The sequence below is a fragment of the Nocardioides marmoriginsengisoli genome (genome assembly GCF_003725695.1).
In the GTDB taxonomy this organism is placed as follows: Bacteria; Actinomycetota; Actinomycetes; order Propionibacteriales; family Nocardioidaceae; genus Marmoricola; species Marmoricola marmoriginsengisoli.
Genome location: NZ_RJSE01000007.1, coordinates 443,291 through 455,120, shown reverse-complemented (window position 1 = coordinate 455,120; position 11,830 = coordinate 443,291). Strand labels below are relative to the sequence as shown.

General features: G+C 71.8%; 13 protein-coding genes. 4 read left to right on the top strand and 9 right to left on the bottom strand.

From position 1 onward, the window contains the following. Nucleotides 1-4: 4 nt before the first annotated feature. From proC to EFK50_RS10735, 8 genes are all read right to left on the bottom strand, one after another. Nucleotides 5-805, bottom strand: a complete 801-nt coding sequence (gene proC / locus EFK50_RS10770; protein WP_123227558.1) for a pyrroline-5-carboxylate reductase — start codon at nt 803-805, stop codon at nt 5-7. A gap of 25 nt (nt 806-830) precedes the next feature. Then, nucleotides 831-1,760, bottom strand: coding sequence for a proline dehydrogenase family protein (locus EFK50_RS10765; RefSeq protein WP_123227557.1), 930 nt, complete (start codon nt 1,758-1,760; stop codon nt 831-833). A gap of 301 nt (nt 1,761-2,061) precedes the next feature. After that, on the bottom strand, nt 2,062-2,796 hold the full coding sequence (locus EFK50_RS10760; RefSeq protein WP_123227556.1) for an ABC transporter permease: 735 nt from the start codon (nt 2,794-2,796) through the stop codon (nt 2,062-2,064). After that, nucleotides 2,793-3,515, bottom strand: a complete 723-nt coding sequence (locus EFK50_RS10755; RefSeq protein ID WP_123227555.1) for an ABC transporter ATP-binding protein — start codon at nt 3,513-3,515, stop codon at nt 2,793-2,795. Before EFK50_RS10755 ends, EFK50_RS10760 begins: the two co-directional genes overlap by 4 nt. Before the next feature lie 26 nt (nt 3,516-3,541). Beyond that, nucleotides 3,542-4,138 (bottom strand): TetR/AcrR family transcriptional regulator, encoded by a 597-nt coding sequence (locus EFK50_RS10750; RefSeq protein WP_123227554.1) that lies wholly within the window; start codon nt 4,136-4,138, stop codon nt 3,542-3,544. Nucleotides 4,139-4,221: 83 nt separating this feature from the next. Further along, nucleotides 4,222-5,019, bottom strand: a complete 798-nt coding sequence (locus EFK50_RS10745; RefSeq protein ID WP_123227553.1) for a sugar phosphate isomerase/epimerase family protein — start codon at nt 5,017-5,019, stop codon at nt 4,222-4,224. Beyond that, on the bottom strand, nt 5,016-5,957 hold the full coding sequence (locus EFK50_RS10740) for a Ppx/GppA family phosphatase (RefSeq protein WP_123227552.1): 942 nt from the start codon (nt 5,955-5,957) through the stop codon (nt 5,016-5,018). The genes EFK50_RS10745 and EFK50_RS10740 overlap by 4 nt, the downstream gene beginning before the upstream one ends. Before the next feature lie 9 nt (nt 5,958-5,966). After that, nucleotides 5,967-6,878 carry a hypothetical protein gene (locus EFK50_RS10735; RefSeq protein WP_123227551.1) on the bottom strand — a complete coding sequence of 304 codons (912 nt, stop codon included), beginning with the start codon at nt 6,876-6,878 and terminating at the stop codon, nt 5,967-5,969. A gap of 49 nt (nt 6,879-6,927) precedes the next feature. Between EFK50_RS10735 and EFK50_RS10730 the strand changes: the two genes are divergently transcribed. From EFK50_RS10730 to EFK50_RS10720, 3 genes are all read left to right on the top strand, one after another. Then, a complete protein-coding gene (locus EFK50_RS10730) occupies nt 6,928-7,704 on the top strand; it encodes a DUF3109 family protein (RefSeq protein ID WP_123227550.1) in 777 nt (258 codons plus the stop codon). Between the two features lie 77 nt (nt 7,705-7,781). Further along, entirely contained in the window at nt 7,782-8,420 is a 639-nt protein-coding gene (locus EFK50_RS10725; protein ID WP_123227549.1) for a VOC family protein, read from the top strand. A 2-nt stretch (nt 8,421-8,422) separates the two neighbouring features. Next, nucleotides 8,423-9,127 carry a class I SAM-dependent methyltransferase gene (locus EFK50_RS10720; RefSeq protein WP_123227548.1) on the top strand — a complete coding sequence of 235 codons (705 nt, stop codon included), beginning with the start codon at nt 8,423-8,425 and terminating at the stop codon, nt 9,125-9,127. 53 nt (nt 9,128-9,180) lie between these two features. Here EFK50_RS10720 and EFK50_RS10715 read toward each other — a convergent pair whose 3' ends face one another. Next, nucleotides 9,181-10,221, bottom strand: coding sequence for a LacI family DNA-binding transcriptional regulator (locus EFK50_RS10715; protein ID WP_123227547.1), 1,041 nt, complete (start codon nt 10,219-10,221; stop codon nt 9,181-9,183). 136 nt (nt 10,222-10,357) lie between these two features. Between EFK50_RS10715 and radA the strand changes: the two genes are divergently transcribed. Then, complete coding sequence (gene radA / locus EFK50_RS10710) at nt 10,358-11,755, top strand: DNA repair protein RadA (RefSeq protein ID WP_123227546.1); 1,398 nt, start codon at nt 10,358-10,360, stop codon at nt 11,753-11,755. Nucleotides 11,756-11,830: the final 75 nt, after the last annotated feature.

Genomic DNA, 11,830 nt, shown 5'->3' with positions numbered 1-11,830 from the left:
GCGGTCAGTCCAGCCCCTCGGCCAGCGACCGCGACCGGTCGCGCGCCGCCTCCATCGCGGTGATGAACGCGGCCCGGACCTTGTGGTCCTCGAGCTCCCGGATCGCTGCCGCGGTGGTACCGCCGGGCGAGGTGACCTGCTCGCGCAGCACCGTCGGGTGCGTCCCGGTCTCGCGGAGCAGCTTCGCCGAGCCGACGACGGTCTGGACCACCAGCTCGGTGGCGGTGGTCCGCGGCAGCCCCAGGTGCACGCCGGCCTCGATCATCGACTCGACGACGAAGAACAGGTACGCGGGGCCGGAGCCGGAGATCGCGGTGACCGCGTCCTGCTGCTTCTCCGGCACCCGGACGACGCGTCCGGTCGCCGCGAGCAGGCCCTCGGCGATCTCCAGGTGCGCCTCGTCGCAGTGCGATCCGGCCGAGATCGCGGCCATCCCCTCGTCGACCAGCGCCGGGGTGTTCGGCATCACCCGGACCACGGCGACGCCGTCCGGGATGTGCTTCTCGATCAGCGCCGTGGTGATGCCGGCGGCCAGCGAGACCAGCAGCTGGCCCGGACGCAGGTGCGGCGCGATCTCGCCCAGCACCTCGGTCATGTCCTGGGGCTTGACGACCAGCACGACGGTCTCGGCCTTGGCCGCCTCGACGTTCGAGACGACGTCCACCCCGTAGCGGTCGCGGAGCTCCTCGGCACGGTCCGTCCGCTTCTCCCCGACCACCAGGTCGGCGGCGTCGCGACCCGCGCGGATCAGGCCGGACAGCAGGGTCTCCCCCATCACGCCGGCACCGATGATGGCGACAGACATCGCGACTCCTCCGTTACTTCTGGACCTACTTCTGGGACAACAGCGAACGCAGGAAGAATGTCAGGTTCGCGGGGCGCTCGGCGAGCCTTCTCATCAGGTAGCCGTACCACTCGGCCCCGAACGGCACGTAGACCCGCATCCGCTCCCCGGCTGCCGCGAGGCGCTTCTGCTCCTCGGTGCGGATCCCGAACAGCATCTGGTACTCGTAGCTCCCCGGCGCCCGGTCGAACCGGGTCGCCAGCGCGCCGGCGATCTTGATCATCCGCGGATCGTGGGTGGCGACCATCGGGTAGCCCTGGCCCGCCATCAGCACCTTGAGGCAGCGCACGTAGGACTTGTCGACCTCGTGGCGGTCGACGAACGCGACCGTCTCCGGCTCGTTGTACGCGCCCTTGCAGAGCCGCACCCTCGACCCCTCGAAGGCGAGCGCACGGCAGTCGTCCTCGGTCCGGCGCAGGTAGGCCTGGACGACCGCGCCCGTCTCCGGAAAGTCCTTGCGCAGCTCGCGCAGCGTCTCCAGCGTCTGGTCGGTGGTGGTGTGGTCCTCCATGTCGAGGGTGACCGTCGTCCCGGTGTTGCGCGCGGCCCGGCAGATCCGGCGGGCGTTCTCCAGGCTGAGCTTCACGCCGACCTCGGGCAGCGCCTGCCCGATCGCGCTGAGCTTGACGCTCACCTCGGCATTCCGGGAGAGCCCCTCGGCCGAGAGCGCCTCCAGCAGGTCGAGGTACGCCGTGACCGTCGCCTCGGCCTGGTCCTCGTCGGTGGTGTCCTCGCCGAGGAAGTCGATGGTGATCAGCCGGCCGTCCTCGGCGAGGGTCCGGGTAGCGGCGACGACCTCGGCGATCCGCTCCCCCGGCACGTAGCGCGAGACGATCCCGCTGCTCACCGGCAGCCGGGTGACGAGCTCCTTGACCTGTCGGCTCTTGGCGAGCAGCAACAAACCCTGGCGTAGCAATGGATTCTCCTGGGTGACTCTCGCAGCACCTCGTTGTGCCGCCCACCCCACGTTACGCGACGAGCGGAGCACACCTCGAGCTTGCTCGTAGGTGTGCGTAGCGAGGAGCGCCGAGGAGCGCAGCGACGACCACGCGACGAGCGGAGCACACTCCGAGCTTGCTCGTGAGTGTGCGTAGCGAGGAGCGTTGAGGAGCGCAGCGACGATCACGCGACGAGCGGAGCGCACCTCGAGCTTGCTCGTAGGTGTGCGTAGCGAGGAGCGCCGAGGAGCGCAGCGACGACCACGCGACGATCACGGGTCACTCGGACTGCCGCCGCAGGGTCAGCGCCCCCAGCACCAGCGCCGCGACCGCGAACCCGCCCACCAGCCCCAGGTCGCCGAGGATCTGCGGATCCGAGTCCTCGGACACCTTCGTCATCGCGTCCACCGCGTAGGAGAGCGGCAGGCAGTTCGAGATCACCTCGAGGAACCCCGGCAGCACCGACCGGTCGACGAACAGGCCGCAGAGCAGGATCTGCGGCACCACCAGGGCCGGCATGAACTGGACGGCCTGGAACTCGGTGCGCGCGAACGCCGAGACGAACAGTCCGAGCGCCGAGCCGAGGACCGCGTCCAGGACGGCGACCACCAGCAGCAGCCAGGTCGGGCCGGCCACGTCCAGGTCGAGGAAGAGCGTCGAGACGCCGACCGCGAGCGCGGACTGGACCGTCGCCACGGCTCCGAAGGCGAGGGCGTAGCCGCCGAGGAAGTCGCCCTTGCCCAGCGGCATCGCGAGCAGCCGCTCGAGGGTCCCCGAGGTGCGCTCCCGCAGCGTCGTCACCGACGTCACCAGGAACATCACGATGAACGGGATCAGCGCCAGCAGCGCCGGCGCGAGCGCCGAGAACCCGGCACCGGGCAGGTCCTCGAACATCCACCACAGCAGGGTCATCACCGCGCACGGCAGCACCAGCAGCATCGCCGACGTACGGCGGTCCCGGCGCAGCTGGATCAGCACCCGGCCGGCGACGGCCAGCGTCGTCCGGGCGTTCACCGGTCCACCTCGGCCGCGGCCACGATGTCGAGGAAGGCGGTCTCGATGTCCGCGGCCCCGGTGCGTTCGAGCAGCGCGGCCGGACTGTCGTCGGCGATCACCCGGCCGTCCCGCATCAGCAGCAGCCGGTCGCAGCGGTTCGCCTCGTCCATCACGTGGCTGGAGACGAAGACGGCCGCGCCCTCCGCAGCCAGCCGGTGGAAGGTCTCCCAGAGGTCCTTGCGCAGCACCGGGTCCAGCCCGACGGTCGGCTCGTCCAGCACGATCAGCGCCGGGTCGCCGAGCATCGCGACCGCGAGCGAGACCCGGGAGCGCTGACCACCGGAGAGCCGGCCGACCACCTGCGAGCGCTGCTCCACCAGGTCGACCAGCCGCACGCACTCCTCGACCCGGTCGGCGCCGACCCCGAGCACCCGGGCGAAGAAGGCGAGGTTCTCGGCGACGGTCAGGTCGTCGTACACGCTCGGCGCCTGGGTGACGTAGCCGATCCGGCGGCGCAGCGACGCGCTCCCGGCCGGCTCGCCGAAGACCCTGACCGTGCCCGCCGTGATCCGCTGCACGCCGACGATCGCCCGCATCAGCGTGGACTTGCCGCACCCCGACGGTCCGAGCAGCCCGGTCACCTGGCCGGCGGCGACCTCGAAGGTCAGGTCGTCCAGCACCAGGCGACCGCCGCGGACGACCCGGAGGGAGGTGACGTCGACACCTTTATTCATCATGTGATGAATATGCCACCGCCGGCGGGTCAGGGCAAGGGCGGCAGGTCCCCGGTCAGGTAGCGCTGGATCGTCGGGGCGTAGATCGCGACCACGTCGTCGGGCGGCATCGAGGCCAGCGGCTCCACCGCGATCAGGTAGCGCAGCATCACCAGCCCGATCATCTGGCTGGCGACCAGGGGCATCCGGCGCCCGGGCTCGTCGATCCCGAGCGCGTCGCCCAGCGGCCAGATCACCACCCGGAGGAAGCCGTGGCGGATCATCTCGGTGGCGGACGGCTCGATCAGGCCGCGAGCGAACCCCACCATCGAGGGCTGCAGCTCCGGGTCGTCCCAGACCGAGAGGAACCCGCGCACCAGCCGCTCCCCGGCGTCCTCGACCTCGCCCGCGGCGAACTGCGCGAACACCGCACGCGGATCGATCGGCAGCGACAGGGCAGCGACGAAGAGATCGTCCTTGCCGCCGAAGTAGTGGTGCACCAGGGCCGGGTCGACGCCGGCCGCCGACGCGATCGAGCGCAGCGACGTGGCCGCGAATCCCCGGGCGGCGAAGAGCGTCCTGGCCGACTCCAGGATCGCGGCCCGGGTGTCCGGCGATCCCGGACGTCGTCCACGGGAGGTCGTCACGCTCGCGACTCCGTCGCGCTGGGTCTCATGCTCGCGACTCCGTCGCGCTGGGCCTCATGCTCGCGACTCCGTCGCGCGGAGCCTCATGCTCGCGACTCCGTCGCGTAGTGCAACCGCCCGAACGCGAGCGACGCCAGCAGGTCGGCCTCGCGGGCCTCCTTGGTGCCGGCCCGGCGGGTGTTGATCTCCATCACGATGTGCCCGGTGAAGTCCTGCTCGGCGAGGTACTCCAGCAGCTCGCCGCACGGCTGGGTGCCGCGACCGGGCACCAGGTGCTCGTCCTTCGCCGACCCGCTGCCGTCGGTCATGTGGATGTGCCGGAGCCGGCCCCCCAGGCGCTTCGCCATCTCCAGCGGGTCCGAGTGCGCGGTGGCGGCGTGCGAGAGGTCGATGGTGGTGTTGGCGTAGTCCTCGCGACTGGGGTCCCAGTGCGGTTGGTAGACGTCCATCTCGCGGCGCGAGGTCGCCCGCCACGGGTACATGTTCTCGACCGCGAACGCGATCCCGGTGCGCTCCTCCAGGTCGGCGATGCCCTCGACGAACCCGGCGGCGTACTCCTTCTGCCACCGGAACGGCGGGTGCACGACGACCACGTCGGCGTCGAGCTCGTGCGCCATCTCGGCACTGCGCTCCAGCTTGGCCCACGGGTCGGTCCCCCAGACCCGCTGGGTGATCAGCAGGCACGGCGCGTGCACCGCGCAGACCGGGACCTCGTAGTAGTCGCGCAGCTTCCGGACCTTGCCGGCGTCCTGGCTGATCGCGTCGATGCTCACCATCACCTCGACCGCGTCGTAGCCGAGCGAGGACGCGTAGGCGAACCCGTCCGCCACCGACTCGGGGTAGACCGAGGCCGTCGACAGGGCGAAGAGCGGAGAGCTCACGCGTCACCCAGGACGCTGAGCTTGTCGAGACGATCCAGGATGATCCCCTCGCGCAGCGCCCAGGGGCAGATCTCCAGCTCGGGGAGGTCGAAGATGTCGAGGACCGCGGAGGCCACGAAGGCACCGGCCACCACCTGGTGCGCGCGGTCCGGCGAGACCCCCGGCAGCTCGGCGATCTCCTCGGTGCTCATCTCGACCAGCTTCGGCAGCCAGCTCTCCAGGACGTCGGCCGGCAGCATCCGCCGGACGAAGAGGCCCTCGCTGGACGGCGCGGCACCGCAGATCCGGGAGAGCGACCGGAACGTCTTCGAGGTGGCGACCGCGTGGTCGAGCGCGCCGCCGCGGATCAGGGTGCCGGCGTCGCGGGCGATGTCGGCGCGGATCGTACGGCGCAGCTCCCGCAACGAGTCCTCGCCCGGACTGCCGTCCCGGAACCAGGTGCGCGTGAGCCGGCCGGCTCCGAGCGGCAACGACCAGGCCGCGTCGGGCGCCTCGGCCGATCCGGCGGCGATCTCCAGGGACCCGCCGCCGATGTCGAAGACGCCCAGGCGGCCCGAGGACCACCCGAACCAGCGTCGTACGGCGAGGAAGGTCAGCCGGGCCTCGTCCTCGCCGGCGAGCACCCGGATCACCGCGCCGGTGTGCTCGCGGACGTGCTCCAGCACGGCGTCGGCGTTGACCGAGTCGCGAACCGCAGAGGTGGCGAAGGCGTAGATCTCCTCGCAGCCCTTGTCCTCGGCCAGGTCCAGCGCGTTGCCGACGAACTCGGTCAGCGCATCGATTCCGCGCCGGGTGACCGCGCCGTCCTCGTCGAGGTGCTCGGCCAGGCGCAGCGGCTCCTTGTACGAGGACGCCGGCATCGGCGCGGCGCCGGCGTGCGCGTCCACGACGAGGAGGTGTCCCGTGTTGGAACCGATGTCGAGCACGCCTAGCCGCATACGTCGAGGTTACCGGTGGGGCAGGGTGCGGCGGCGCACCACCAGCAGCCAGACCACGGCGATCCCGGCCGCCACCACCCCCGGCCACCAGGCTTGGGGCGCCTCCCAGAACGACACCCGGAAGAGCTCGCGTCCGTGCGCGAAGACGTCGGAGAGGTTGTCCTCGTTCAGCCCCGCCCCCGGGCGCAACCGGTCCTGCATCCCGCTGGTCGCGATCCGCAGCGGCGTCGCGATCCAGACGATCGCCAGCGCGACCGGCCACAGCACGATCCAGCCGGCCGAGCGTCGTACCGAGATCACGAAGGCGGCGGCGAGCAGGACCAGCGCGCCCAGCCGGGACAGCAGCCTGGTCAGGTCGGCGTCCGCACCGAGCGCCCCGAACCACACCGGCAGCTGGCCGACCACGACAGCGGTGGCGAGCGGCAGTAGCCCGATCTGGAACGACGCCAGGCAGCCGAGGAACCCGGCCGCGGCGGTCACCAGCAGGACCCCGGCCACGAGTCCGTCGAGGACGCGCTCGTCGCCGGCGAAGGCATCCGCCGCGTGAGTCGAGATCGACGACCGGGCGGTCAGGGTGAGGATCAGCGTGGTGACGGCCAGGGTGAGCCCGGAGAGGACCACGGCGAGGGCGCGGGGCAGGTCCGGGAACGCCAGCGGCAGCAGCGTCGCCCCAATCGACCCGATCGCGGTGAACGCGACCAGCGACGTCAGCTGCCCGGCGATCAACGGGATGGAGAGCCGGACCGAGGCCAGGCCGGTCGCCGATCCGCGGGCGTCGTCGTGGACCCGGAACCCGTCCAGCACCCACGGCAGGTGGCCGAAGAGCCAGGTCGCGAGCACCGCCAGCAGGATCAGCCCGCCGGCCAGGATCGGGACGCGCGGGTTGACCGTCGCCACCGCGAAGCCGTCCCCGTCCTCCATGCGATCCATCATGCCTGCCGGGCCGCGACGGGCAGCGTAGGGTTCGCTCGTGCCTGAAGTCGACCTCGTCTTTCCGCGTGCCTGGCTGGAATTCGCCGACCCCGCGGACGGCGACCAGGTCTACCGCTGCGACCTGACCTGGCTGACCTCGAACTGGACCTGCATCTTCGGCAACGGCTGCCAGGGCATCTACGAGACCTCGCCGGACTCGGGCTGCTGCACCCTGGGGGCGCACTTCTCCGACGCCGAGGACGAGGAGCGGGTGGCGGTCTGGGTCGACAAGCTCGACGACTCGCTCTGGGAGCGCCGCCACGAGGCGCTGAACAAGAAGGGCGAGGTCGCCCGGAAGAAGTGGACCGAGGTCGAGGACGGCGAGCGCAAGACCAAGGCCGTCGAGGGCAGCACCGGATCGGCCTGCATCTTCCACAACTCCCGCGAGTTCGCCGGCGGCTACGGCTGCGCCCTGCACGCCCTCGCGCTGCGCGAGGAGGTGCACTTCGTGGAGACCAAGCCCGACGTCTGCTGGCAGCTGCCGATCCGGCGCACCTTCCGCGACGTCGAGCGCCAGGACGGGACGTCGTACTCCGAGATCAGCATCGGCGAGTACGACCGGCGCGGCTGGGGTCCCGGCGGCCACGACCTGGACTGGTACTGCTCGGGCAACACCGAGGCCCACGTCGGTGCCGAGCCGGTCTACCTCTCCAACGCCACCGAGCTGATCGCCCTGATGGGGCAGCCGGCGTACGACGTCCTGGCCGCGGCCTGCGAACGGCACCTGCGCTCGCGCTCGTTGCTGGCGCTGCACCCGGCTTCGCCTCAGCCCTGAGCGTGGAGCGACCCTGGAGCGACCCTGGGGGTGACCCCGGTGTGTGACCCAGATCCCGCCGGGGTGAGAATCGATCCATGCGCCTCGACCACATCGTCTTCGCAGCCGGCCCCGACGGTCTCGCCGGTACCGCCGCACGCCTCTCCGCCCTGCTGGGCGAGGAGTTCCAGGACGGCGGTGTGCACCCGCGGTTCGGCACCCGCAACCGGATCCTGCCGCTGACCGACGGGACCTACCTCGAGCTCGTCGAGGTGCTGGACCACCCGGCCTCGGACAAGGCCCCGTTCGGCCAGGCCGTCCGCGCCCGCTCCGAGCTCGGCGGCGGCTGGATGGGCTGGGTCGTCTCGGTCGAGGACCTCGCCCCGCTCGAGGAGCGCCTCGGCCGCGAGTCGGTGAAGGGCAACCGGCACCGCCCGGACGGCACCGAGCTTCTCTGGAAGCAGCTGGGCGTCAAGGGCCTCCAGTCCGACCCGCAGCTCCCCTACTTCATCCAGTGGGACACCGCCTCGGCCGAGCACCCGTCGACGGGCTCGACCGGGAACATCTCGCTGGAGTCCCTGGAGATCGCCGGCGACCCGGCCCGGGTCACCGAGTGGCTCGGCGCTCCGGTCGAGCAGCCGCTCGAGGACGTCAAGGTCGACTGGGTCGCCCCGAACGGGACGCCGGGCATCGTCGCCGTCGCCTTCCAGACCCCGAACGGCCTCGTCCGCATCTGAGGATGCCGGCCTCCCCCGGGCACTCCGTACGCCGGTCCCCCAACATCTGGGACAACCCGGCGGTCTACGAGATCGAGAACCTCGGCGTCGATCGCGCCGGGGTGATCGAGTCGGCCATGCAGTCGATCGCCGACTGGGCCGGCCGCGACCTGCTCGACCTCGGCTGCGGCACCGGCTTCCACCTGCCCCGGTTCGCGGCCACCGCGCGGAGCGTCGTCGGCGTCGAGCCGCACCCGCCGCTGGCGGCGATCGCACGGCGGCGCACCCGGCGGCACGCGAACGTCCGCGTGCTCGAAGGATCCGCCTCGGCGGTCCCGCTCGAGGACGCGAGCATCGACGTCGCGCACGCCCGCTGGGCCTACTTCTTCGGCCCCGGCAGCGAGCCCGGGCTGGCCGAGCTGGAACGGGTGCTCCGTCCCGGCGGTACCGCGTTCGTGATCGACAACGACCCGACCGCGTCCACCTTCGGCGGCTGGTTCCGCCGCGGCTTCCCGGAGGTCGACCCGGCGGCGGTCGAGGCGTTCTGGGCCGCGCAGGGCTGGTCCCGGGAACGGCTCGCGATCGCCTGGGAGTTCGACTCCCGCGCTGACTTCGAGGCCGTCGTACGGATCGAGCTGCCGACGCTGGTCGCCGAGGAGGTACTCACCGAGCACCCCGGCACCACCGGCGTCGACTACGCCGTCAACCTCTGGTGGAAGCGCCGTTGAGGAGGCCCTAGTTGCCCGTCGAGCGGGCCCTAGTTGCCCTCGAGCGGTCCGGACTATCCGTCCCGCAGCGTCGAGCGCCGTACGACGAGGGTCGGCTCCAGCATCCGGGCCGGGTTCGCGACCGCCTTGAGCGAGAGCACCGTGTTGACCAGGTCCACGATCTCGATCGCCACCTGCTCCAGCGGTTGCCGGACCGAGGTGAGTCCCGGCCAGGTCACCTGGGCGCCGAGGGAGTCGTCGAAGCCGACCACGCCGATGTCGGCGCCGGGACGCAGACCGCGCTCGGCCAGGGCGTGCAGGACGCCCAGTGCGATGGTGTCGCTGACGCACGCGAACCCGGTGGTCCGGCCGTCCTCGAGCAGCTCGTGCGCGGCCATCCGGGCGGCGTCGACGTTGTCGGTCGTCCGGACGCCGAGGCCGGTCGCGTCCAGGCCGGCGGCGTCCAGCGCCCGGCGCCACCCGGTACGACGGTCCTCACCGATCCGGGACTCGCGCTCCCAGCCGAGCCACGCCACCCGGGTGTGGCCGACCTCGATCAGGTGCTCGGTCGCCAGCTCGCCGCCGCGGGCACCGTCGACGTCCACCCACGGGTGCCGCGCGGACGGGTCCTCCCAGGGGCGGCCGAAGGTCACGAACGGGGCGCCGACGCCGTGCAGCAGGTCGGCCTGCGGGGTGCCGGCGTAGGTGTCGGTGATGACGAAGGCGTCGACCGCGGTGGCGCGGAGGAGCTCGTCGTACCCGTCCAGCGGGTCGTCAGGGTCGCCGGAGAACAGCACGATGTGGTGACCGGTCTTGGCGGTCGCCTCGACCAGCGTGTGCACGAACCGGTCCATCAGCGCGTTGCTGGTGCCCTCCGGCGCGGGCTCGAAGCGCAGCCCGATCATGTGCGACGAGCGGGTCCGCAGCTGGCGCGCCGCCCGGTTCGGGGTGTAGCCGAGCTCGGCGATGACCTCCTGCACCCGGGCCAGGGTGTCCTCGCGGAGGAGCTCCGGGTTGTTCAGCGCGTTCGAGACCGTCTGCCGCGAGACGCCGGCCCGCTCCGCGACCGTCGCCAGGGTCGGCTGCGCGTCGGTGAGCCGTCTGATCGGGCTCATCGTCACCTCCTGGCTGGTCGGTACGGACTGGATCGATCCAATAGTAGGCCGCCTGGCCTGCGCGCTCCTGGGTCGCTCCTGGGTCGCTCCGCGAGCCTGGTGGCATCTGTCGGCAGTCGCACGTATGTTCGATCCCATGGCGAAGGCGAAGACGGCGAGCGTGCCGTACCTGTGCGGTGAGTGCGGCTGGGAGACGGCGAAGTGGGTCGGCCGGTGCGGCGAGTGCCAGGCCTGGGGCACCGTGGTGGAGCGATCGGCCCCGAAGAGCCGGGTGCAGGCCGGTCCGGTCACCCTGCCCGCGCTGCCGATCGGCGAGATCCCGGTCGAGGACTCGCAGGCTCGCAGCAGCGGCGTTCCCGAGCTCGACCGGGTGCTCGGCGGCGGCCTCGTCCCCGGCGCCGCGATCCTGCTCGCCGGCGAGCCCGGGGTCGGTAAGTCGACATTGCTGCTGGAGGTCGCCGCGCAGACCGCGCGCTACGGCCACCGCACCCTCTACCTGACCGGCGAGGAGTCGGCCGCCCAGGTCCGGCTCCGCGCCGACCGCACCGGCGGCATCCAGGACGAGCTGTACCTCGCCGCCGAGACCGACCTCGGTGCCGTGCTCGGCCACGTCGAGGAGGTCAAGCCGACCCTGCTGGTGATCGACTCGATCCAGACGATCAGCGCCGCGGACCTCGACGGCGTCCCGGGCGGTGTCACCCAGGTCAAGGAGGTGGCCGCCGCGCTGATCCGGATGGCCAAGCTGCGCAACATCACCCTGGTGCTCGTCGGCCACGTCACCAAGGACGGGTCGATCGCCGGCCCGCGGGTGCTCGAGCACCTGGTCGACGTGGTGCTGCACTTCGAGGGCGAGCGGTCCTCGCGGCTGCGGATGGTGCGCGCGATGAAGAACCGCTTCGGACCGATCGACGAAGTCGGCTGCTTCGACCTGTCCTCGGAGGGCATCGTCGCGATCACCGACCCCACCGGGCTCTTCCTGGACGTCCGGCACGGCAACGTCCCCGGCACCTGCGTCGCCGTCGCGATGGAGGGGCGCCGGCCGCTGCTCAGCGAGGTGCAGGCCCTGGTCACCCACTCGGCCTCGGAGCGTCCGCGCCGGACGACCTCGGGCGTCGACTCGTCGCGGGTCGCGATGATCCTGGCGATCCTGCAGCAGCACGCCGGGATCCGCCTGCACTCCTTCGACGTCTTCGTCTCCAGCGTCGGCGGCGCCCGGCTCAACGAGCCGAGCAACGACCTGGCGATCGCGCTGGCGATCGCCTCGGCGTTCCACGGGCGACCGCTCGGGCGCCAGGTCGTCGCGGTCGGCGAGCTCGGGCTCTCCGGCGAGCTGCGCCGGGTCCGCGACCTGGACATCCGGCTCTCCGAGGCGGGACGGATGGGTTTCCGCTCTGCGGCGGTGCCGGCCGAGGCTCCTGAGCACATCGGCCGCAGCCGGGTGATGGACGGGATGCGGGTGGTGGACATCGACAACATCCGGCGTGCGCTGGACATCCTGGGGATGTCCGCCGACGAGGCGGCCGCGCAGGGCTGAGCCCGGGTTCGCGACCCAGGTCACCTCCAGTCGATACCAAAGTCGGTCGGTCCTGGCGGGCCGAGACCCTAGACT

Coding starts and splice junctions, on each gene's coding strand:
- proC (WP_123227558.1), bottom strand. CDS start 805: ATGTCTGTCGCCATCATCGGTGCCGGCGTGATGGGGGAGACCCTGCTG.
- EFK50_RS10755 (WP_123227555.1), bottom strand. CDS start 3,515: ATGATGAATAAAGGTGTCGACGTCACCTCCCTCCGGGTCGTCCGCGGC.
- EFK50_RS10740 (WP_123227552.1), bottom strand. CDS start 5,957: ATGCGGCTAGGCGTGCTCGACATCGGTTCCAACACGGGACACCTCCTC.
- EFK50_RS10735 (WP_123227551.1), bottom strand. CDS start 6,878: ATGGAGGACGGGGACGGCTTCGCGGTGGCGACGGTCAACCCGCGCGTC.
- EFK50_RS10725 (WP_123227549.1), top strand. CDS start 7,782: ATGCGCCTCGACCACATCGTCTTCGCAGCCGGCCCCGACGGTCTCGCC.
- EFK50_RS10720 (WP_123227548.1), top strand. CDS start 8,423: ATGCCGGCCTCCCCCGGGCACTCCGTACGCCGGTCCCCCAACATCTGG.
- EFK50_RS10715 (WP_123227547.1), bottom strand. CDS start 10,221: ATGAGCCCGATCAGACGGCTCACCGACGCGCAGCCGACCCTGGCGACG.
- radA (WP_123227546.1), top strand. CDS start 10,358: ATGGCGAAGGCGAAGACGGCGAGCGTGCCGTACCTGTGCGGTGAGTGC.